Source organism: Rhizobium sp. NLR16a (genome assembly GCF_017948245.1).
In the GTDB taxonomy this organism is placed as follows: domain Bacteria; phylum Pseudomonadota; class Alphaproteobacteria; order Rhizobiales; family Rhizobiaceae; genus Rhizobium.
The window spans coordinates 64317-85175 of record NZ_CP072869.1; the positions used below are offsets into that span (position 1 = coordinate 64317).

Here is a 20859-nt window from a genome sequence, read left to right on the forward strand (position 1 = left end):
AGCGCCCTTGTCGTCGCCCTCGCTCGTTGCGAGATGTTCATATAGCTGGATCGGATAAAATAGCTCGCAGCCGAAAGCAAAATCCAGGAGCAATTGTTGGAAAAAGGTCTTCTTCGTCGACCCAGAACCCTCCTGCCGCTCGAGTGACAACTGCAGACCAGACAGCGACACGCCGTCGATGGTTGCCAACTGCAGATGCGAGCAGCCAAGGCGCTTGTCTGATTGCTTTTGATGATCCATGTCATGTGCTCCTTGTGCAAGCCTCCAGACGATGCTGTCGCCGGAAAGATTTCAGCATTCATAGGGAAAGAATTTCCTGTGCTACCGTAGCTCCTCATGACGGGACACTCGATGAAAATGATAAACAACGCAACAGATGTGTTGAGTATATATTATCGTATATCATTTCCAGTTTGGCAGACTTTACCTATTATTGTGAGAAACCTGCGAGTTATAAAGTATGTCAGTCATATATTATTACATATATCGCACTTCACGGCGCCTAGGTGAAATGGCAGGTCTCTACCGCTACGGCAAACTCTTGCTGGTAAAAACGGTAGTCGGGCGATACAAGGCCATCATAGGGCGGCGTCTGGGAGCCAGGTCGCGGCCTGGTCGGCAGACCGAACTCGCCATCGGTTTCTCCGTTCTCGACCGCATGCTTGACGGGCACGCCCGAAAGCCGTCTGCCGCCATGCAGACACGGTGTGATCAGACGTTTCAAAGAGGCAAGGAATATGAATATGACCACGGCCGAGTCGGCGCCGTCGTCGACGCCACACAGGACGTGCTTGCCGCCATGCAGGCGCGCGATCTCGACCTTACCGTGTTCCAGGATGCCGCCGGCCAGGGCAAGGCTCACTCGACACCGCACTCAAGCCTGCTAAGGTCGAAAAGAAGGGCTACATTCCGTTTCAGCTCGTCACGCCTCAAGGACTCCGTCATCAAGAGCTGAAGCGCGAATGCGACACAATGCAGGTTTGCTTGCATCCTCTTTTTGGGCGCTCCAAGTCTCACAAAACCCTTAGAGTGCCAAGACGATGAAGGGTCCTTGAACTCAGGCCGCGCTTGACCTTGACGCGCCGTTTTCCGGCGATTTATTCAACCGGACGCCGATCAACAGAGCCCGGGAGATTTCTCACAAGCTCTTGGCCGAACCTGCGGCCCACGAGGGGCCCGAATTGTTTGTCCATCACTCCCCGCTTGGGAACAATCAGTGCATTACTCCCCACGAGCTTTCCACCGGCGCGAACGCTCCCGCCAGATAGGAAGCTGTTTGTCGGCCGTCGCGAGTTTGCGCCGCAGTTCGGAGCTGGTCACCTCTCGTCGTTTGCCATGCAAGGGTTGTCCATCCTTCATCGCGTCAGACCTATACTCCGTCGCACAAACTGATAGAAAGAGCGCTCGCGGATTTCGAAGAAACTGTCCGTTGCCGGACGCGGTCGGCAGCGGTGGAACTAGAAAACGGGCGCACGTTTTCTGGCCGCCAAAAGGAGCCTTAAACGACATGAACATGGTCTCGAAGATTGCGAAATTCCCAGTTGCCCCGTCCGTTGGTGCTCTGCTTGCAGAAGCTCGTCTGGCTCGCGGCTATTCGCTTGACGACGTCGCAGAAACCACTGGTCTGACTGTGACAGAGGTGACAGCTCTGGAGAATGACGCGGATTTCGACGCGTCGAGGATCCGAAGGACCGCATCCGCTCTAGGGATTCTAAAAAAGATATGTGATGCGCCGCGCTGACTTCTTTGAGCAGCTTCTTCCACGCTGCACCTCTTCCAGGAAGATTGGTGCCGCAACTCACGGGTCGCGCTTCACCGCTATCTCGAGCAAGAAATCAATGCCTCCCGAGACGAGGTGACATGCTATTACTTCGGGAATGGGGAGGCCTCTAGGAAGGAGTCTGCGTTGTCGTGGGAGTACCGTGCGGCGTAACGGAATATCCTCACTCCAATTGAGTAGGCCGGACGGTTGATCGCGGGCTATGAAGACAGCCAACCTTTTCTTCAAGCGCTCTAGTATGCTGCGAGACCGCCAAAGGCGTAACCCGAAGTACTTTGGTCACCCGCTCACGGGCTTGCGTTGCGAAGGACTGCGCTTAAGTTGAAACGATCCAACATCGTCAATCTGCCTTATGCCAGTTAAGGAAATCTCATTTGTTCGCGCCCAGTTCCCGTCTTAGACATGGCCAAGACATCGTGTGATACGCAGAGGAGACCGCGGGCAATGGCTATTGTGTTGCGAGACAAATTCGAAATGCTGTCGAATATGACGCCCTCGCTCAAAGAGGGTGAGTATGTATTCTGCTCGATTCCCAATGAAGGGAGCAAAGCCCACAATCTGAATCCGATCGCGACATTTCACGAAAAAGAAGGTTTGACAGTCATCCTTGAGAAAGGAGAGGCGCACGAAGCGGGGTTCGAAACGTCACTTGCGATGCGCCAGATCACCCTCGATGTGAATTCTGCGCTCGATGGCGTCGGCCTTACGGCGGGCGTCGCCGCCTCTCTCGCAGAAGCCGGGATACCGTGCAACATGGTGGCCGCATATCACCACGACCACATCTTTGTTCCGACGGGCCTAGCTGATCGAGCATTGCATCTGTTGGAAAGGCTGCAACGCGAGTCCGCGCGGGCGATGCGCAATGTTAACGAACTGTAATCCCCCGCACATAGCGGCGAAGCTTTGCGAAATTCGCGGGCAAACGGCAGCACGAGCAGACCTGGCGTTGGTTCGCAACGCCGCGAGAGCCAATCTTCAGAGTTTCGTTCAATTGCAGTGCGAGCAAATTGGACTAATGCTATCCAGCCCGCCTCCATGTCGCGCATTACTCCAATCAATATCTCGACATGCTTCTGGTGGAACTTGATGTTGTCCGGGAAAAGGATGATGCCCTCTTCAATGGCAGAGAGCGCCGTCTTCCAATCCTCAATATCGGTCGCCGCCCGGATTCGACGAAGCAACGCGCGCGCCGGAGCATGGATCTCGGCTTCAGCAATCCGCTCCTCTTCGGCACTTTTTGCTTCGGCGCTGGCGCGCCAGCTGCCGTCAATCACTTTTGGCAGAACGTCCTCGAGCTTAACCAGATCGCCGATAAAGGCGATCCTACCGTCTAGGTCGACAACGAACGCCCGTGGAACGGCGGAAGATAGACTGGCTTTGAGCCAATCCTCATCCATTTCGCCTGAGTAGTCGAACCCGATCCGTATGTTCGCATTCGGGAGCCATTTGGTCACCCATGCGTCCACCTCAGCTAGGGCCTCGTCAACCATTGCAGTCCGATTATTTGCTACAATGCCGATGACCTCAATGCCGATGTCCCGATATTGCTCATGCAACTGAGCCAGGCGGGCCAGCGCCGGCCCGCAACCACTGCAGGTAGTCGAAACGAACGCAGGGATGTATATCTTGCCGAGCTTGAAGTTGGGAAGCGGATCGCCGCGCAGCCAGTGCTGCACTTTGATAGACGGGGCTGGAGAGCCGCTATTCAAGCTGGAGGTCATTTTCATTCTCCACCAGTAGTTATCCGGAGCTTCGTGCGCCAGGAATGAGCGTGTGAAGTATCAGGTCGAGTTGCTTCGATTTCGAAACGCGGCGCATGTTCCGTCTGTTGGACCCACGCTTGTGATCTCGTCTTCTAAAATGGCGTCTGCGGATGCGGGCGGCCATTGCGATGGTGTCCTTCTTTTGGGAGGGTGGCGATCTCTCCGTCGCGAGGAAGACACCGAGCCTCGATGAAGATGGAGGTCATTGGAATTCCCATTAGTCATGAACACCTATGCTTCTCCGCGTTGGACGCCGCGGGTCGTGCAAGGGACGCCTGTAAGTCAGGCGCCGGAGGTTCAGCCTCCTTGCAATTGCGGATCCGACCGGAGCCGGGTCTCCATCAATCGTCCGCTTTCCGGAACGACGATCAGGCGCCTGATTGTCCGGCACCCGTTTGATAAAAGGCACAGTGTGCATAGTCACTTGATCTCCCAAAATCGGAACAGGTCAGTAGCGACCCGACTTACTCTGAGCACTACTCGTGCCAGTCAGGTTGCGCCGATAAGCCTTTGAGATTGCACATGTGCTGTTGTCGCTATTCGCAGGGTTTGTAGGGCTTCCGACATGCGTTGTCGGAAGCAGCCCCGATCACTACCGCGTTGAAGAGGCGCTCCGACAGGCTTCAAATCGGATAAGTCATGAAGGCTGCGCTACGAGCGGGTAGATTTGGACAATCCCCATACCGTGGGTACCCATCCCCCCTGGTCGCGCCCTTCCCCGGGCGCGCTTCTCGCATCCTGGACGACGGCCGGGTTGCGCAAGATCAGGAGATCCTCACCCTGGATAATGAGGTGTTGCGAAAAATCTCATGGCGGTTAGAGCCAATGTTCGCGCTAGCAGCGATCTTGCCATTGACCTCAAAGCTCTGATCTCGTCCGGATCCACCATCGGCCCGGTCCGCCTCCTCACCGAAACGGTTAAGGCCGAGCTGGCGCATTTTCTCAACCTGCTGCGTGAGAACCGATTTTTCCCGTACTAGGTGTTTGATCCGGGGAATTGATGGTGCGATCTTTTCCGCCGAATGGAAGGAAGCACTATGGGCCAATACGTCACGGCAGCGCCACGACCACGCACGCAATTCGAGCTGCAATACAGCGATCGCAAGCTTCGGCCGCGGAGCTGAGCCGGAGCTACGGGATCAATCCGAAGACGGTTCTGAAGTGGCGCAAGCGGGCATAAATCAGGCGACCTACTTCAAATGGAAGAAGAAGTATGCCGGCTTTCCGCGCCGATCAGGCCTGTCTGGAACGTCGTCTTCGTGAGATCTGCGAGAAGCGTGTGCGGTACGGCTATCGTCTTAGCATAAAATGCGTTGACACGCTGCTCAAGCCCGCGGCCGGTGGATCGGACTTGGACACGTTTAGTGCTCGAACCGCTCCAGCATATGCTTCAGTTGTGCATTTTGCATTCGAAGCTTGCTCGCCAGTTGGTGCCGGAGGAGCCTGATCTCTTCATTGAGATTGATTGCATCGTCAGAAGCAGTGGAAACGCTTGGAGGCCGTGGGAGAACGACCGCAATAGTTTTCGACTTCTTGCCCCGCGTGCTGCGCTTTCGCGTTTGACCTTCACCCGCGGCATGCGCAGCTATGTCGACTTCATCGAACAAAGCTGGATCAGCTCCTTCCTCCGGTCCCGCGCCGTCGATATCTGTGGGACCATCAACAGCGCTTGCCGCCTCTTCGGCATGACCCGGGTCGACTGGCACCGCCGCGGAATGACCCTGGAGAACTGACTTTTCGTCGGCCGGACGGTCTGCGGCGCCTAACTCGTTGTTGGCTGTCGGCTTGGCAATGGCCAATACGTCCGACTTCACGGCATCGGTCGAGCCTTGTTCTTGCCTCTGCTGCCGTCGCGGGGACACCAATCGGGCAAGAAGCTTCCATGGGGACGCCATTTTATTCGACCTCGAATTCTACCCCGTGCGCAAACTACGTGCAAAAGCGTTGGCGGCATGACTAACCGCCGCCAGACTATTCGCATCAATAAGCATGAGAATGCGGCCAACGCTTGGCCGACGGCTGTCGATTAACCGAGGTTGAGCCGCTTTCGCAGATCGGCATTTTCAGCACGTAGCTTCTCGGCCAGCAGCTTCCGCAGTCTTTGATTTTCCTCTTCCAGCTGCAGAAGATCCGCAAACTCGTCAACTGCAGCTACCGACGGTGCCGTCGCTGCCTGAACCGCCCTCGGAGCACGCTTGATAGGCGCACGTCTGGCGTTTGTCGCACCTTCGTCAGACTTTGCTTTGCGTCCTCTCTTCTGCTTTCCGGCGGTGGCATTCGAAGCCAATGCTGGTTGCACAGAAACCGGGGCTGGGGCCGTTTCAGGCACTGCCTTCTTGGCGCGAGGTTTGCGCACTTTCTTCGATACATCGGACGCGATCGCGGCCGGCGTTTCAGCATTGATCATCGTATCGTTTTCGTCGGCCATTGTGGTCTCCTGTAAAGCCGATGCATTTGTCTCCTGCTCGATCGGCAGTGTCAATAACGACCCAGGCTGTTCTTCTCCGGATACAAGCATCTCGCTGCTTTTTGCCTGAGGAGTTAATGACAGAAATGCCATTGCCTCGTTCTGCAGATCTTGAGCAACGGACTTGAGATCGGTGTCTCCCCAGATTGAGTTCGGTTTGAAATTGAGTTTCCGGCGACCTGATTTGTACTCGACGGCAAAGCTGCGTTGGACTTTTTTCATCTTAAAGAAGCCTCGGGTGTCTGATTCGGCGGCGACGTCTTCAGCATCGCAAGCCTTTCAGATAGCGACTGCAATCCATCCGGTCTATATTTTTTGAATATTGGCTCACTGGCGAATCGAAAACAAGCAACTGCTATGATATCGTTCCGTTGGCGCCGCTCGATGATTGCGAGCCGATCTTCGCTGGTGAGAGGATAGCCCTTCGACGTGGCAACACGGCCTGATCCGATGTTCCGGCTATACAAACATTGCGGTAGTTCGTTTTGCGCGTAACCATCGCATAGACGACCAATAGCTGACGCGCCGAACCCGATCACGGTTGTGCAAGTGTCGGCCGAATAGCCGAATGCGTTACGTAGAAACTGTCCCGCTTTCTACGCCAGCGCAAGCTCATCGTCCGGCAAAGCGAAAATGATCGAGCGCAATTGGGTCATAGTCCTCCGCAATCAGGGTGTCGCCCAGGCCGCGCCTAACCGGCTCGGGTAGGCATATCCGGCAATGCCTTCTCCTCGATCAAGGGTTGGTTCTATCGTAACCTGAGCGCAGCCGAACACGGAAACCCGCGCCGCCGATTAGAGCAGGATAATTCGATCCGGGTTGAAGACAGCCTCAGAAGCCCGCGACCTTGGCGAGTGCGCGCTTCTCGCGGCGGCGCTGGACCGAAGAGGCGATGTTCATCGCTTCCCGGTATTTCGCAACCGTGCGGCGGGCAAGATCGACGCCGCCCTTCTTCAGCATCTGGACGATATCGCCATCGGAAAGCACCGCCTCCGGGCTCTCCTGCATGATCAGCGCACGGATCCTGTGACGCACGGCCTCAGCCGAATGGCTGTCACCGCCCGCGACGGCGCTGATCGAGGCGGTGAAGAAATATTTGAGTTCGAAGAGGCCGCGCGGCGTCAGGATATATTTGTTCGACGTGACGCGGCTGACGGTGGATTCATCCATCTCGATCGCCTCGGCGACCGTCTTCTGGTTCAGCGGGCGCAGGTAATCGACGCCGTGCAACAGGAAGGCGTCCTGCTGGCGGACGATTTCGATTACCACCTTCATGATGGTTTTTTCCCGCTCGTCGAGGCTGCGCTTCAGCCAACTGACCTTCTCCTGGCAACCGGCAAGGAAGGCGCGAGCTTCGTCGTTCTTTTTCACCAGGGAAGAATAGGACTTGTTGACCAGCGGGCGCGGCATCGCATCCGGATTGAGCTCGATCAGCCAGCCGCCATCCGAGGAGGCTCTGACGACCACATCGGGTATGATCGCTTCGGAAACAGCTGCCTCGAAATCGCTGCCGGGCTTGGGATTGAGCTGACGGATCTCGCGGAGCATGTCGAGAAGATCTTCCTCGTCGACGCCGCAGAGCCGCTTCAGCGTGGCAAAGTCGCGCCGGGCCAGCAGTTCGAGGTTTTCGACCAGAGCCTGCATGGCCGGGTCGTACCGGTCCTTCTGCCTGAGCTGGATCGCCAGGCATTCGGCGAGGCTGCGGGCAAAAACACCTGGCGGATCAAGGCTCTGCAGGGTGGCAAGCACGCGCTCGGCCTGTGCGAGGCTCGTGCCCAGCCCCTCGCTTGCCTCGACAATATCGGCCTGCAGATGACCTCGCTCGTCGAGCTGGTCGACGAAATTCTGCGCGATCAGCCGGTCGGCCATGTCAGGCAGGACGAAGGGGATCTGCTGGGCGAGATGATCGCGTAGCGACACCTGGCCGGCGACGAAATCGTCGATATCGTAGTCGACGCCATCGCCGCTGCCCGGCATCGACTTCCACTGGCTGACGAGCTCCGGCGCGTCGAGGCGCTGCGGGGCCGCGTCGTCAGGAAAGACATTGGTGTAATTGGCGTCGAGTTCGTCGTTCAGCCGGCTGGTGCTGGCGCTGCCGCCATTGTCGCACCAGTCGGTGGAGAGCGCCTGGTCACGATTGTCATAACCATCGTCCCCGCCGGCATCCTCCGATTGATGAGCATACTCACCATCTTGGGTTTCGCCGCATTCGCCACCCGCCACGTTGTCGTCCTGAAATTCGAGCAGCGGATTCTGTTCCACTTCTTGAGCGATAAACTGGCTGAGTTCGAAATGATTCATTTGCAGCAACCGGATGGATTGCATCTGTTGCGGTGACATCACCAGGGACTGGGTCTGGCGCTGGATAAGATTGGCGGAAGGTTTCATGATAATTTCCACTTAATTCTTGGATCCATGCCCGATCATGACCTCAGGGCACGAGATCGATGCCGTCACGTGGCACGTGCTTGGCATCATGAACCAAATTGGGGCAACTTGGGCGCCCCGTCGCTTAGTAGCTTTCAAGAAAGCCCTCCAAATCATCGAGTGAATCCCGAAAAGAATATTCTTAAGTTTTAGTTATTTTGGCGAGCCGTGAACTCGGTTAGGAAAGGGCGTTTGTCGCGGAGCCGACAAACGACGACAGTGCAGATTGTCGCAATTCTGTATCTACATTTCCTTTTTGGACCCAGTGTTTGGTCAGGGTTTTCGTTGATCGGTTTCGTCCTCGGCGAGGATTCGCCAGGCGGCGCCTTCAAGGTCGTCGTACTGGCCGCTCTTCAGCGACCAAAGGAATGCCAGGAGTCCTATTCCTCCCATCAGCAGCGCGATCGGTATGAGATAGATCAACATGTTCATGCGGCTTTGACCTCCGCGATCCTGCCGATCCGCCCTCGAATGTGCATATCCGGACGCTTGCTGAAGGCGTTCAGGCGCAGTGCGTTCGTCACGACGATGATCGAAGATGTCGACATTGCCACCGCCGCTATCAGCGGTGTCGCCAATCCGGCGATGGCAATCGGCACCGCCAGCACATTATAACCAATCGCCAGAACAAAGTTCTGCCGGATCAGCGTGGCAGATCTTCTCGCAATGGCGATCGCTTCCGGCACGGCGTCGAGGCGATCGTTGAAGAAAACGAGGTCGGCGGCCTGTCTGCCGATATCGGAAGCCGTGGCCGGCGCCATCGAGACATGGGCCGCGGCAAGGGCAGGGGCGTCGTTGATCCCGTCGCCAACCATGAGCACGCGGCGACCTTCGCCATTCAGCCTCTGGCATTCATCGACCTTCCGTTTCGGCGTCAGCGAGCCTAAAGCCCTGTCGATGCCCAGAGCATGCGCCGTATGGTCGACCACGGTCTGCCTGTCGCCGGACACGATCAGCGTTTCAAGACCGGCTGCGTCGAGCTGGCCGATGGCCTCGCGAGCGCCCGGGCGAAGCGTGTCATCGAAGAAGAAGCGGGCAAGGGCGACGCCATTCTTCGACAAGACCACTTCCGAGAGCGGACTATCGGCGATGCGGGGCACGAAGCCGGTTCCGCAGGCAAATGCCGTGTTGCCCAGTCGATAGACGTCCGCGCCCTTCCTGGCTTCCAGCCCCCCGCCAGGGATTTCCGTGACGCTGTCGAAGGACATGGGGGCGGTTTCGGAGCCCCGTACCAGAGCCCGAGAAAGAGGATGCCGTGAATGCACGGCCAATCCGCGGGCGACTGCTGTGGCGTTCTCTTCCATGGCGTCCACTCTGACAAGGCGCGGCCTGCCCATCGTCAAGGTGCCCGTTTTGTCAAAGGCCACAGTGTCGGTCTCGGCCAGCCTTTCGAGTGCCGAACCGTCCTTCACCATGATGCCCTTGCGGAAAAGCTCCCCCGCAGCGACGACCTGGACCACGGGCACGGCAAGGCCCAATGCGCATGGGCAGGTAATGATCAGGACCGCTACCGCGACCAGCATTGCCTGTTTCCAGTCTCCGCCGAGGAGGCCCCAGGCAAGAAAGGAGACCAGCGCCAACAGATGCACGGCCGGGGAATAGAGCGCCGCAGCGCGATCGGCGATCCTGCGATAGCGAGCTCTTCCGCCCTCGGCGGCTTCCATGAGGCCGATGATCTCCGAAAGAAGCGAATTCTTGGCAATGCGCGTCGCGCGCAGGACGAGCGAGCCGGTCAGGTTCATCGCGCCCGAACTCACCTCACTGTTGCCGGCGACGGCGACGGGGCTGCTCTCGCCGGTGACGATGGAGAGGTCCACGTCGCTTGCTCCGCTGACCACTACGCCATCGACGGGAACCCTTTCGCCTGCCGCTATCGAGATTTCATCTCCCACCGCGATCTCTTCTACCGCAATGTAGCGTCGGGACCCGTCCGGATTGATCAGCAAGGCCCCGCGCGGCGCCAGCCTTGCAAGTCCGTTGATCGCCGCCCGAGCCTTTTCCCGCATGATATGATCGAGGGTCCTGCCGATCAGCAGGAAGAAGAGCAGCGAAACCGACGCGTCGAACCATGCATGTTCACCGTGATGGATGGTCTCCCACAGTGAAACGGCATAGGAGAGCGTCACGGCGAGCGAGATCGGAACGTCCATGTTGGTGCGTCCGTGGCGGAGCGCATTCCAGGCCGATTTGAAGAAGAAGCGCCCCGCATAGACCAGCGCGGGCGCTGCTATCATCGCCGAGATCCAATGAAACATGTCGCGCGTCGCAGCATCTGCACCCGACCAGACCGATACCGAGAGCAACATGATGTTGGCGGCCGCAAAACCGGACACGCCGATCGCGAGGAGAAGTTGATTTCTGGTCTTGTCGTTCTCGGGAGCTGAGGGCGTGAAGAGATGCGCGCGATATCCGGCCGAGTTGATCGCTGCGAGGATCTTGGACGGATCGGTTGCGCCCGTCTCGATCTCCTCCTGGTAGACGCAGCTCACCCTTCGAGCCGTGAGATTGACTCGTGCTGTCTTGACGAAGGGAAGCGTCGACAACGCCCTTTCGATTGTCGAAATGCAGCCGCCGCAGTGGACGTCGGGAACGCTCAGGTCCAGCTGGCGCAATCCTTCGCCGAGCGGCTGGCTGGCAAGGCGGATCTCTTCGGCACTGAATGACGTCGTGCTGAGCGCAAGCACGCTTTCCGCGTTCATGGTACAGCAGGTCATCGGTCCAACTCCTTGGTATCGATGCGTTTGGCCTCATGCATGACGACCACGCCGCCGTTTCGCGAGATGGCCTCGACGATCCAGTCACCGTCGGCTAGATCATGCTCCGCCTCGAACCGCCCCGCGGCTGTCTTCCTGAGCGTAAGGAGGAAGTCCTCGTGGTCTCCGACCGGACGTTTGAAATTCAGAATGACGTCGTCGACGATCGCAGGCGATCCGCTCTTGTCATGAATATCGTAGCGGATCTCGTGCCCGGTTATGGAGAGTCTGCCCTCGATGCCGGAAGCGGCCATTGCCTTCATCGCCGCCGCCTTGCGGTTGAACTCCTGACTGGCGACATAGGTGTTTTCCACGACTAGACCGCTCCAGCTGGAAGAGGCATAGAAGGCCATGGTGACGTTCACCGCGATCACCACGCCAAAGAATACCGAGGTCGAAAGCAGCAAGTGCAGGCCTGTAAAGCCTTGAGCGGAGGTCTTCATTTGGTGTCTCCCGGTGCATTGAACGCCGCGCGGTAGGCTGCCCGATCGGCATGATCGGTATCTTCGATAACGAACAGAAATTCATTGATCGGGGCTCCGGTAGGCTTGCGCGTAACGAAGACCTTGAGCGTCGTGGCCGCGTCGGGTTCGGCATAGACTGTAAAGCTGCGAGCGTCTTCCTTGCCGAACTCGGGAATACGCATCGTCGCCCCCTCCAGCCCGACCAGGCTTATGTTCACATCCCTGGGCTTCGGCACCATGTTCAGGATACGAAGCGTGTAACCATTCCGCAGCGAGCCGTCGCTTTCCAGAACATACTGGGGGTTTCGGTCGTGAACGACGTTGAGTTCAAGGCGCTCCCGAAAGGTGAGATGGACGAGCATGGCCACGCCGACCGACGCCCAGGCGACTGCGTAAAACACGGTTATCGGACGAAAGACGATGCGCCAGTTGAAGTGCCGGATCGCCGGAACGAAAGTCCCATCATCGTTTCGAACCCTCGACGGCTGGACGGCTGTTCTCCCTACCCTGGTGGCAAGCGACATGTTGCTCGAGTATTCGCTCAGGGTGGCGTAGGCTATCAGGCCGCGAGGCTTCCCGCGCTTCTCCATACGACCGTCGCAGGCGTCGATGCAAAGCGCGCATGTGATGCACTCCATCTGCTGCCCGTTGCGAATGTCAATTCCCATCGGACACACGGCCACGCAGGCATTGCAATCGACGCAATCCCCGACCGGGATGCCCCTGGCTCGCGCGCTCTTGGGATACCGCGACCGCTGCTCGCCCCTCCAGGCATTGTAGGTGACGACGAGAGAATTTTCGTCGAGCATCGCACCCTGGATGCGTGGCCAAGGGCACATATAGGTGCACACCTGCTCTCGCATGAGACCGCCTAGCACATAGGTGGTTGCGGTAAGGATGGCGACGGTCGTGTAGGCGGCTGCAGGAGCGTGGCCGGTGAACAGCGAAACAAGCAGGCTCGGCGCGTCGGCAAAATAAAAGATCCACGCTACCCCCGTGACTACGCCTATCAGCAGCCAGATCGAATGCTTGACGACGCGCTTTCTCAGCTTGGCAAAGCTCATTTGCCTAGCGTCAAGCTTTATTCGCGCGTTTCGATCGCCTTCGATCGCACGCTCGACGACGAGAAAAAGATCAACCCAGACCGTCTGCGGACAAGCGTAGCCGCACCATGCGCGGCCAACCGCGGAAGTGACGAGAAACAGGCCGAGGCTCGCCATGACGAGGAGACCCGCTACATAGTAAAATTCCTGAGGCCAGATTTCGATGAAGAAAAAGAAGAAGCGCCGTGAGGAAAGGTCAATGAGGATTGCCTGGTCAGGCGCGTAAGGCCCGCGATCCCAGCGAATCCATGGCGCGAGATAGTAGATGCCGAGCGTAACCAGCATGACGATCCACTTGAACCGACGGAATCGTCCCTCTGCACGCTGGGGAAAGACCTTCTTCCGAGGAGCGTAGAGAAGCTGCCGGTTGCGACGGGCGTTGACTGGCTCGCCACTGAGCCTTTTGATGTATCGGGATCTGGTGCGGTGCGGAGGTTCATGGGGCCTAGCGGACTTCATCTGCCGTTGTCCCATCTGCTGCGCATCTGCCCTTGATGCAGATCAAGAGACAAGGCGTTCCCGCGAAAGGAAAACGCCATGGAGAGAGGGCGTGGCTTTGGGGGGCTGCGGGGGAACAAGCAACCACGCTGGAACGTCCTCGACAAGGCTATTGCAACCGGCTTGTCTGCTCTTGGTCTTTGAGGCAGGTCCAACTGATGATCGACCTGCCGATCTTTGCCGGATCTTCCTGATTGGAAGGGGGCGGCGTGACCTTGCCGCGTCGTGCCGCGTGATCGTATCGTGGCGCGCGGCGTGCCATAGAGATCGAGGATCGGGTTGTGGCCGTGAGCTGTCATGGTTTTCTCCTCACGTCCCGCCGCCGAGCGAATGGACGAAAATCGTAAGTTCCTTGACCGTCGTATCGCCGAGACGCCCTGCCCACGCAGGCATGACGCCGTGCTTGGGAGCGGCCACCTGACGGATGATCGCATCCTCGCCGCGGGCCTTCAGCCAGATCGCATCGGCGAGGTCAGGCGCGCCCATTTCGACCTTTCCTTTGGCGTCGTCGCCGTGACATGCGGCACAGTTGTCGACGAAGACCTGTTTTCCCGCCTCTGCGAGACCGGGGTCCGACGGTGTATTGGTCAGCCCCCAGACGTAAGCCGCGACCTGCCTTGTCTGGATGGGATCCAGAACATCGACAAAGGGCGGCATCTCGGAAGCATGAGTGTCCGTATCCCCGTCGAAGCGAATCCCATGCGCGATCGTCGTCTGGATGGCATCCAGGTCTCCGCCCCACAGCCAATCGTCGTCGTTGAGGTTCGGAAATCCAGGACCGCCGCTTGCTCCCGAGCCGTGGCATGGCGCACAATTCACCTTGAATGCTGACGCGCCGCCGGCGATTGCGAATTCGCGAAGGGCAGAATCGGAATCGATTTCCTGTACCGTCTTGGCGGCGATCAGATCATGAAATTGCATTTGCGATGCCTTGGCCTGGTCCAGGTTCTGCTGCAGTTCGGCGCGGCTGGAAAAACCGAGCATGCCCTTCGTAGCGTCGGTAATCATCGGGATCGCGGGATATGCGATCGCATAGCCCAACGCCCAGACGATGGTGGCGTAGAAGGTCCACACCCACCATCGGGGCATCGGATTGTTGAGTTCGCGGATGCCGTCCCATTCATGCCCGGTCGTTTCGACGCCGCTTAATTCATCGATATGTTTTTCCGACATCTCAATCATCCTTCAAGGGAATATCGGCGGCTTCTTTCGCCGCCTGCTTGCTGCCTGGGCGAAGGGTGAACACGACCGCGCCGACGAAGAATGCTGCCATCGCCAGGAGGCCCCAGCTGTCGGCGAAGTGTCTCATTGCAGTATAGGTTTCCATGGATCCCCTCACCGGTAGCCGGTCGCGTCGTCATAGGTCGAGAAATCGACAAGCGTACCGAGCATCTGCAGATAGGACACCAGGGCGTCCATTTCAGTCAGCCTGGCCGGGTCGCCATCGAAATCGCCGACCTTCGCCTTCGGATAGCGTGCAAGCAAGGCCGTCGTGTCCGCATTCGGATCCGCCTGAGCACGCATGTCGGTCTCGGCATTCGCCAGCATCTCGTCGCTGTAAGGCACGCCCACGTCCTCATTGGCCTTGAGGTCCATTCCGACACCCTTGACCGTCACCTCCTGCTCCTTGAGGAAGGCGTAGCTCGGCATGATGGATTCAGGCACCACGGCGCGCGGATTTGCGAGATGCTGGACGTGCCATTCGTTCGAGTAGCGTCCGCCCACGCGGGCCAGATCCGGTCCAGTTCGCTTGGATCCCCACTGGAAAGGATGGTCGTACATCGATTCCGCAGCCAGCGAGTAATGGCCGTACCGTTCGACTTCATCGCGGAACGGCCGGATCATCTGGCTGTGGCAGAGATAGCAGCCTTCACGGATGTAGATGTTCCGCCCGGCGAGCTCCAGCGGCGTGTAAGGCCGCATGCCTTCCACTTTCTCGATCGTGTTCTGCAGGTAGAACAGCGGTGCGATTTCGACGATGCCGCCGATGCTCACGACGAGCAGCGAGCCGACGAGAAGAAGCGTCGCGTTCTTCTCGAGGATCTTATGTTTATCAAGTATCGATGCCATGTCTCACCTCACTCGGCAGGCTGTGCTTGGGGCACGAAAGTGGTTGGGATCGCAGCTTCGTCGCGCACGCGGCCGCGGATCGTCATGAACACGTTCCAGGCCATGACGAGACCACCCGCCAGGTAAAGCGTTCCGCCCACCGCGCGCAGCACGTAGTAGGGGAACATGGCCGCGACCGTCTCCGCGAAGGAATAGACGAGGAAGCCCTGAGAATTGTACTCGCGCCACATCAGCCCCTGCTGGATGCCGGCAACCCAAAGCACGGCGGCGTAGACGACGATCCCGAGGGTTGCGAGCCAGAAGTGCCAGTTGACCATCCGCAGGCTGTAGAGACGCTCGCGTCCCCATAGCTTCGGCGTCAGATAGTAGATCGCCCCGAAGGTGATCATACCCACCCAGCCGAGGGCGCCGGAATGCACGTGGCCGATCGTCCATTCGGTATAGTGGCTGAGCGAATTGACGGTTTTCACCGACATCATCGGACCTTCGAAGGTCGACATGCCATAAAAGGCAATGGCGACGACCATCATACGGATGATCGGGTCGGTGCGGATCTTGTCCCAGGCGCCCGAAAGGGTCATCAGGCCGTTGATCATGCCGCCCCAGGAGGGCATCCAGAGCATGATCGAGAAGACCATGCCGAGCGTCTGGGCCCAGTCGGGCAGTGCCGTGTAGTGCAGATGATGCGGGCCGGCCCAGATGTACATGAAGATCAGCGCCCAGAAGTGGATGATCGAAAGCCGGTATGAATAGACGGGTCGGTTGGCCTGCTTCGGCACGAAATAATACATCATTCCAAGGAAGCCGGCGGTGAGGAAGAAGCCGACGGCGTTATGGCCGTACCACCATTGGGTCAGCGCGTCCTGGACACCCGAGGAGACAGAATAGCTCTTGGAGCCAAGGAACGAGGTGGGAACCGCCAGGTTGTTGACCACGTGCAGCATGGCGATGGTGATGATGAAGGCAAGGTAGAACCAGTTTGCTACATAAATGTGCGGCTCTTTGCGCTTCAGGATCGTCCCAAAATACACTGCTAGGTAGGCCACCCAAACGATGGTCAGCCAGAGGTCGACGTACCACTCAGGTTCGGCATATTCACGGCCTTGGGTGATTCCGAGAACGTATCCGGTCGCAGCCATCACAATAAAAAGCTGGTAGCCCCAGAATACGTACCAAGCCAGGCTACCGCCGAAAAGACGTGCGCGACAGGTGCGTTGCACCACGTAGAACGATGTCATGATGAGCGCGTTGCCGCCGAAGGCGAAGATGACCGCCGACGTATGAACGGGCCGCAGCCTCCCGAAATTGAGATAAGGGGCGATGTTGAGGTCGGGATAGGCAAGTTGCAGCGCGATGATCACGCCAACCAGGAAGCCGACCACGCCCCAGAATACCGTGGCAATCAAGCCATACCGTATCACCTCGTCGAAGTAGCCGGACTTATCGGCGTTACGCTGTTGGCCTGCCGGCGAAAATTCAACCTTGCTGACCATCAGCACAGCCCCCATAACGAGGCAGAGGCAAAGTATGCCCATATGAACCGCAAAGAGATGATTATGCGCGAATGCGGCTAGTAGCAGCGCTAGAAACGCCGCGACCGCGATCACCATCGTTTCCGTTGTGTAATTCATGATGTCGTCCCCAGTACGCCGACGACCGCGTCGCGGCCGTCTTTCTCGCCAGGACTGTCATGAAGCCGCGAATTGCGCCTTGATCTGCGTCAACGAGAGGCCGGGAAGACGGGACTGCGCTACGATTATAATACAATGGGTCGTTTAGTCGTTCGGCACATTGCAACTGTCCTGACATCACGCTGGGTGTGTTAGATCACGTTTTTGTGGTGGATCAGTTCTCCCGGATTGGCGGAACGCGTTATGGGCCAGGTGTTATAGACGAGCGCAGGACGACAGATGCAGCCCATCAAACAATGTCAGAGTTTGCTGACGCGCTATAGGATCAACCTGAGGAAGGTGGCCGGAAGAAAAAATATGTTTTTGGCCGACATGCCGTAGGAAACGCCGAATTTAGGGCGCTGCACCCTTGAGGTGAGATGTCCAGAAGGAGGGCTTAGGAAATCGTTGCTAACATCGGCTGGGATACATGTTTCGAGCGGCAACTTGTCGACGGCGTGCAAGCCCGGCGTAAAATCAATGAAACACGAGCCGATTGGAAGCAAGCTGCGCGCTTCGCTCGATCGTGTCAGAAACGCCGCTACGGGTGAGCGGCATTATTGTTCCTCTCTATGTTGGTTGTCTGGTCAAAAAGGGTAGGCATCCGAGTTGGGCCGCATTGTGGAGTGAGTGAGAGTGTGGATGCTCTGTCTATATAGACGGCAATATAGACGGTGCTTCACACATGGACTTGATGAATGATCTCACCGGGCATTTTAGCCGGATGGAGATTGTCGATAGCGGGCGTCGCCGGCGTTTCACGGATGAAGCGAAGCTGGCGATTGTGGCTGAGAGTTATAACGGCCCGCGGCAGGTGACGGCCACGGCGCAGCGTCATGGGATCACGCGCTGGCAGTTGAATGCCTGGCGCAGGGCCGTCCGGGAAGGACGGCTTGTCCACCGCTCGACGAACGGGTTTGTTCCAGCGATCGTTGTTGCCGAGCCGGCTGTTGCGAAGACGCCATCTGCGGCGACTGTCGCTGTGCCGCCGCCTGTCAGCGACCAGGGTCGCATGGAGGTGGTGAGTGCGAACGACCGGCGTGTGATCGTCGGTCGGGATGTCGACGTGGACGTCCTGCTGCGGATTATGCGGGGTCTGGAGACGTTGCGATGAACCCGTTTCCGATGGGAACGGGTGTCAAGGTTTGGTTGTCGACCGGACATACAGACATGCGGTGCGGCTTTCCTTCGCTAGCCCTTCGGGTGCAGGAAGTGTTGAAGCATGACCCGGTGGGCGGTCATCTGTTCTGCTTCCGGGGCCGCCGAGGTGATCTGGTAAAATTGATCTGGCATGATGGCCAGGGCGCATGCCTGTTCACGAAAAAATTGGAACGCGGCCGGTTTATCTGGCCGAATGTAGAGGGCGGCGCGGTGGCAATCACGCCGGCGCAGCTTTCTTATTTGCTGTCCGGAATTGACTGGAGAGCCCCTCAGGAAACCTGGCGCCCGACGCGGGTTTGAACGTCTTTTGCATTGAATTTGTTGGATAAATATGCTTCTATGACAGCATGTCGTTACCGCCTCTCTCACTGCCGGACGATCTAACCAGCGCCCACGCCGCGTTGCTGGCGGAACGCGAGGCGCGGATACGCGCTGAGGCTGAAGCGAGCAGTGCAAAAGCAAAACTTTCTGGCATTGAGGCGCTCAACGCCCATCTGCAATTGCTGATCGCCAAGTTGGAACGCGACAAACACGGTCCGAGCCGGGAGCGCACCCAGCGGCTGATCGACCAGATGGAATTGCAGCTTGAGGAACTGGTCGCTGATGCGACCGAAGATGAGCTTGCGTCAGAGGCGGCCTCAGCGAAAACACAGACCGTTCGTGCCTTCACCCGCAAGCGCCCGGTGCGCAAACCCTGGCCAGAAAATATTGAGCGCGAACTTCTCGTCGTCGACGCGCCGACCGCCTGCACCCATTGTGGCAGCGAGCGTCTGTCGAAGCTCGGTGAGGATACTACCGAGACGCTGGAGGAGGTCCCGCGCCGCTTCAAGATCGTCGAAACCGTCCGGGAGAAATTTACCTGCCGGGACTGTGGCTGCATCAGCCAGGCGCCGGCGCCTTTCCATGCCACGTCGCGCGGCTTCCTTGGCCCCAACCTTCTTTCCACCATCGTCTTCGACAAATTCTCCGAGCATCAGCCCCTGAACCGCCAAAGTCGCCGGTTCCGCAGCGAGGGGATTGATCTGTCAACCCAGACGCTCGCCGACCAGGTTGGCTACGTCAGCGCCGCCGTCAAGCCACTCTTCGACATGATCGAAACCCACGTGTTTGCGGCCGAGCGCCTCCACGGCGACGACACCACCATCCCGGTCCTGGCCAAGGGGCAGTGCATTACCGGCCGCATATGGACTTACGTTTGCGACGACCGGCCATTTGGAGGGCTCGCGCCGCCGGCTGCCGTCTTCTACGCCTCCAGCGACCGGCGTGGCGAACATCCGCAACGACATTTGGCCGAGTTCACCGGCATCCTGCAGGCCGATTGCTACAATGGCTTCAATCCGCTCTTCGACCGGAGCAGGAAACAAATCCCGGTAACGCCAGCCTTCTGTTTTGCCCATGCGCGGCGAAAGTTCTTCGAGTTGGCCGACGTCTCTCGCAGTGCGCGCCGAGGTAAAGGCGCACGGCCTGTCTCGGCAACGGCGTTGGAGGCGGTTAAACGCATCGACGCGTTGTTCGCCATCGAGCGCGAGATCAACGGTCGGAGTGCCGAAGAGCGCCTTGCCGTGCGCCAGGAAAAGAGCAAGCCGCTGCTCGACGAACTGGAGGCTTGGTTCAGGCTGGAACTCGAAGGCCTGTCGCGATCCTCACCGGTGATTGAACCCATCAACTATATGCTGTCGCGCTGGACCGACTTTGCCAGATACGCCGACGACGGCAGGATCTGCATGACGAATAACGCGGCGGAAAGAGCCCTGCGCGGGGTTGCATGTGGAAGAAAGAACTGGAGCTTCGCCGGATCCGAGCGGGGCGCCGACCGGGCGGCCATCATGCTGACCCTTATCACGACGGCCCGCCTCAATGACATCGACCCGAAGGCTTGGCTCGCAGATGTGCTGACGCGCATCGCAGATCTTCCCTTCTCCCGCCTGCGTGAGCTCTTGCCTTGGGAATGGAAGAGGATCAAGGCGGTGGCGATATCGGTTGCCGCGTAAACAGCGTCCGAAACAGCTCCTCCGACCGCCGCAGACCCTCGTCCGTCAGCACCAGCGACTTCGACTTGTTCACCGGGTCGCCGATCATGCCCTTCTGATGCAAGCGATCCGTCGTTGCCCAGTCAAAGCCCTTCCAGGCACAACGCTCGTTATGCAGCGTTAGCCACAACAGCGCCAAAACGGCATCGTCGATCTTGTCCTCATCGATCTCCATGAACCCGACGTTACCACGCGAGCCCCATTAAGTCCTGCGGCCCACCTCGGATGGCTACCAAAAAGGGGGCCGTCCAACATCTGGTTCGCCAAGATAGGTGGAAGTCTCCGATTCGATCAGAGCGTTCCGCAGGGAGCGTTCTCCTCGTACAGGGCTGCGCGAGTCGTCCGGCGGCTGGAAGGTGCGCCGAAGACCAAACGCAATGCCATCAAATGGAGGCGCTAGTCATATGCCACCGCGGCGCGGACTGCCGCCAGCCGCATCAATGCCCGCGAATGCGAGCTCAATACCTTGCGATGGGTTCTGGCCTACCAGCAAGCACTTCATGATCGAGCCTGAGTCAGACAACGATATGCTGGCGCACCGGAGTCGAAGGCTATCAACTTCAGCCGCATTGGACTGCCTCGTCTTCAATAACGGGAAAGCGTCGATCCGGAACCTACAACCCTATCCGTATTCACCGGTCGGGTCTGTCCGCGCCCTGTCTGTGCGATGAAG

18 protein-coding genes and 5 pseudogenes are annotated in these 20859 nt (G+C 58.3%); 8 read left to right on the plus strand and 15 right to left on the minus strand.

The features are described from left to right. Positions 1–506 precede the first annotated feature (506 nt). From J7U39_RS31980 to J7U39_RS27330, 4 genes and pseudogenes are all read left to right on the plus strand, one after another. A pseudogene (locus tag J7U39_RS31980) lies at positions 507–711 on the plus strand (IS5/IS1182 family transposase); the annotation flags it as partial. A 58-nt stretch (positions 712–769) separates the two neighbouring features. After that, positions 770–942, plus strand: a pseudogene (locus J7U39_RS27320) (rhizopine-binding protein); the annotation flags it as partial. Between the two features lie 565 nt (positions 943–1507). Beyond that, on the plus strand, positions 1508–1741 hold the full coding sequence (locus tag J7U39_RS27325) for a helix-turn-helix transcriptional regulator (protein WP_168260225.1): 234 nt from the start codon (positions 1508–1510) through the stop codon (positions 1739–1741). A 483-nt stretch (positions 1742–2224) separates the two neighbouring features. After that, positions 2225–2659: an ACT domain-containing protein gene (locus tag J7U39_RS27330; protein ID WP_210633172.1), complete on the plus strand. Its 435-nt coding sequence runs from the start codon at positions 2225–2227 to the stop codon at positions 2657–2659. Here the strand turns inward: J7U39_RS27330 and J7U39_RS27335 are convergent. Beyond that, on the minus strand, positions 2548–3501 hold the full coding sequence (locus tag J7U39_RS27335; protein WP_210633173.1) for a redoxin family protein: 954 nt from the start codon (positions 3499–3501) through the stop codon (positions 2548–2550). The genes J7U39_RS27330 and J7U39_RS27335 overlap by 112 nt on opposite strands. Before the next feature lie 851 nt (positions 3502–4352). On the opposite strand from J7U39_RS27335, the gene J7U39_RS27340 reads away from it, so the two are divergent. Further along, a complete protein-coding gene (locus J7U39_RS27340) occupies positions 4353–4523 on the plus strand; it encodes a hypothetical protein (protein WP_210633174.1) in 171 nt (56 codons plus the stop codon). 381 nt (positions 4524–4904) lie between these two features. On the opposite strand, the gene J7U39_RS27345 is transcribed toward J7U39_RS27340, so the two are convergent. The 13 genes and pseudogenes from J7U39_RS27345 to ccoN all read right to left on the minus strand — a co-directional run bounded on the left by J7U39_RS27345 (position 4905) and on the right by ccoN (position 16956). Then, the gene (locus J7U39_RS27345; RefSeq protein WP_210633175.1) at positions 4905–5438 is read right to left on the minus strand and encodes a hypothetical protein; all 534 of its coding nucleotides are present in this window, start codon (positions 5436–5438) and stop codon (positions 4905–4907) included. 131 nt (positions 5439–5569) lie between these two features. After that, entirely contained in the window at positions 5570–6232 is a 663-nt protein-coding gene (locus J7U39_RS27350; protein WP_210633176.1) for a transcriptional regulator, read from the minus strand. After that, a pseudogene (locus J7U39_RS31985) lies at positions 6229–6694 on the minus strand (hypothetical protein); the annotation flags it as partial. The gene J7U39_RS27350 and the pseudogene J7U39_RS31985, both read right to left, overlap by 4 nt. Before the next feature lie 147 nt (positions 6695–6841). Further along, positions 6842–8398 (minus strand): RNA polymerase factor sigma-54, encoded by a 1557-nt coding sequence (gene rpoN, locus J7U39_RS27355; protein WP_210633177.1) that lies wholly within the window; start codon positions 8396–8398, stop codon positions 6842–6844. A gap of 312 nt (positions 8399–8710) precedes the next feature. Then, positions 8711–8869: a cbb3-type cytochrome oxidase assembly protein CcoS gene (ccoS, locus tag J7U39_RS27360; protein WP_210633178.1), complete on the minus strand. Its 159-nt coding sequence runs from the start codon at positions 8867–8869 to the stop codon at positions 8711–8713. After that, positions 8866–11151 carry a cation-translocating P-type ATPase gene (locus J7U39_RS27365; RefSeq protein ID WP_210633179.1) on the minus strand — a complete coding sequence of 762 codons (2286 nt, stop codon included), beginning with the start codon at positions 11149–11151 and terminating at the stop codon, positions 8866–8868. The genes ccoS and J7U39_RS27365 overlap by 4 nt, the downstream gene beginning before the upstream one ends. Further along, positions 11148–11633 carry a FixH family protein gene (locus J7U39_RS27370; RefSeq protein WP_210633180.1) on the minus strand — a complete coding sequence of 162 codons (486 nt, stop codon included), beginning with the start codon at positions 11631–11633 and terminating at the stop codon, positions 11148–11150. Before J7U39_RS27370 ends, J7U39_RS27365 begins: the two co-directional genes overlap by 4 nt. Then, positions 11630–13197 (minus strand): annotated as a pseudogene (ccoG, locus tag J7U39_RS27375) (cytochrome c oxidase accessory protein CcoG). Before ccoG ends, J7U39_RS27370 begins: the two are co-directional and overlap by 4 nt. A 167-nt stretch (positions 13198–13364) precedes the next feature. Continuing rightward, positions 13365–13554, minus strand: a pseudogene (locus J7U39_RS31990) (hypothetical protein). Positions 13555–13564: 10 nt separating this feature from the next. Then, on the minus strand, positions 13565–14428 hold the full coding sequence (gene ccoP, locus J7U39_RS27380) for a cytochrome-c oxidase, cbb3-type subunit III (RefSeq protein WP_210633182.1): 864 nt from the start codon (positions 14426–14428) through the stop codon (positions 13565–13567). A gap of 1 nt (position 14429) precedes the next feature. After that, the gene (locus tag J7U39_RS27385) at positions 14430–14582 is read right to left on the minus strand and encodes a cbb3-type cytochrome c oxidase subunit 3 (protein WP_168297880.1); all 153 of its coding nucleotides are present in this window, start codon (positions 14580–14582) and stop codon (positions 14430–14432) included. Between the two features lie 8 nt (positions 14583–14590). Beyond that, complete coding sequence (ccoO, locus tag J7U39_RS27390) at positions 14591–15325, minus strand: cytochrome-c oxidase, cbb3-type subunit II (protein ID WP_210633183.1); 735 nt, start codon at positions 15323–15325, stop codon at positions 14591–14593. Between the two features lie 8 nt (positions 15326–15333). Continuing rightward, a complete protein-coding gene (ccoN, locus tag J7U39_RS27395) occupies positions 15334–16956 on the minus strand; it encodes a cytochrome-c oxidase, cbb3-type subunit I (RefSeq protein WP_210633184.1) in 1623 nt (540 codons plus the stop codon). Between the two features lie 724 nt (positions 16957–17680). Here ccoN and J7U39_RS27400 point away from each other — a divergent pair. Genes J7U39_RS27400 through J7U39_RS27410 form a run of 3 tightly spaced genes read left to right on the plus strand, consistent with a single transcriptional unit; the run spans position 17681 to position 20147 of the window. Further along, positions 17681–18109, plus strand: coding sequence for a transposase (locus J7U39_RS27400; RefSeq protein ID WP_210633185.1), 429 nt, complete (start codon positions 17681–17683; stop codon positions 18107–18109). Then, on the plus strand, positions 18106–18456 hold the full coding sequence (tnpB, locus tag J7U39_RS27405; protein ID WP_113109094.1) for an IS66 family insertion sequence element accessory protein TnpB: 351 nt from the start codon (positions 18106–18108) through the stop codon (positions 18454–18456). The genes J7U39_RS27400 and tnpB overlap by 4 nt, the downstream gene beginning before the upstream one ends. A gap of 47 nt (positions 18457–18503) precedes the next feature. Next, complete coding sequence (locus J7U39_RS27410) at positions 18504–20147, plus strand: IS66 family transposase (RefSeq protein WP_210633186.1); 1644 nt, start codon at positions 18504–18506, stop codon at positions 20145–20147. Here the strand turns inward: J7U39_RS27410 and J7U39_RS27415 are convergent. After that, positions 20116–20361, minus strand: a complete 246-nt coding sequence (locus tag J7U39_RS27415) for a DUF6429 family protein (RefSeq protein WP_041365332.1) — start codon at positions 20359–20361, stop codon at positions 20116–20118. The two genes, J7U39_RS27410 and J7U39_RS27415, sit on opposite strands and share 32 nt — an antisense overlap. Between the last annotated feature and the right edge of the window lie 498 nt (positions 20362–20859).

Bases quoted from the DNA above. Each gene is read 5' to 3' on its own strand.
- J7U39_RS27325 (WP_168260225.1), top strand. From the start codon at position 1,508: ATGAACATGGTCTCGAAGATTGCGAAATTCCCAGTTGCCCCGTCCGTT.
- J7U39_RS27330 (WP_210633172.1), top strand. From the start codon at position 2,225: ATGGCTATTGTGTTGCGAGACAAATTCGAAATGCTGTCGAATATGACG.
- J7U39_RS27335 (WP_210633173.1), bottom strand. From the start codon at position 3,501: ATGACCTCCAGCTTGAATAGCGGCTCTCCAGCCCCGTCTATCAAAGTG.
- J7U39_RS27340 (WP_210633174.1), top strand. From the start codon at position 4,353: ATGGCGGTTAGAGCCAATGTTCGCGCTAGCAGCGATCTTGCCATTGAC.
- J7U39_RS27345 (WP_210633175.1), bottom strand. From the start codon at position 5,438: ATGGCGTCCCCATGGAAGCTTCTTGCCCGATTGGTGTCCCCGCGACGG.
- J7U39_RS27350 (WP_210633176.1), bottom strand. From the start codon at position 6,232: ATGAAAAAAGTCCAACGCAGCTTTGCCGTCGAGTACAAATCAGGTCGC.
- rpoN (WP_210633177.1), bottom strand. From the start codon at position 8,398: ATGAAACCTTCCGCCAATCTTATCCAGCGCCAGACCCAGTCCCTGGTG.
- ccoS (WP_210633178.1), bottom strand. From the start codon at position 8,869: ATGAACATGTTGATCTATCTCATACCGATCGCGCTGCTGATGGGAGGA.
- J7U39_RS27365 (WP_210633179.1), bottom strand. From the start codon at position 11,151: ATGACCTGCTGTACCATGAACGCGGAAAGCGTGCTTGCGCTCAGCACG.
- J7U39_RS27370 (WP_210633180.1), bottom strand. From the start codon at position 11,633: ATGAAGACCTCCGCTCAAGGCTTTACAGGCCTGCACTTGCTGCTTTCG.
- ccoP (WP_210633182.1), bottom strand. From the start codon at position 14,428: ATGTCGGAAAAACATATCGATGAATTAAGCGGCGTCGAAACGACCGGG.
- J7U39_RS27385 (WP_168297880.1), bottom strand. From the start codon at position 14,582: ATGGAAACCTATACTGCAATGAGACACTTCGCCGACAGCTGGGGCCTC.
- ccoO (WP_210633183.1), bottom strand. From the start codon at position 15,325: ATGGCATCGATACTTGATAAACATAAGATCCTCGAGAAGAACGCGACG.
- ccoN (WP_210633184.1), bottom strand. From the start codon at position 16,956: ATGAATTACACAACGGAAACGATGGTGATCGCGGTCGCGGCGTTTCTA.
- J7U39_RS27400 (WP_210633185.1), top strand. From the start codon at position 17,681: ATGGACTTGATGAATGATCTCACCGGGCATTTTAGCCGGATGGAGATT.
- tnpB (WP_113109094.1), top strand. From the start codon at position 18,106: ATGAACCCGTTTCCGATGGGAACGGGTGTCAAGGTTTGGTTGTCGACC.
- J7U39_RS27410 (WP_210633186.1), top strand. From the start codon at position 18,504: ATGTCGTTACCGCCTCTCTCACTGCCGGACGATCTAACCAGCGCCCAC.
- J7U39_RS27415 (WP_041365332.1), bottom strand. From the start codon at position 20,361: ATGGAGATCGATGAGGACAAGATCGACGATGCCGTTTTGGCGCTGTTG.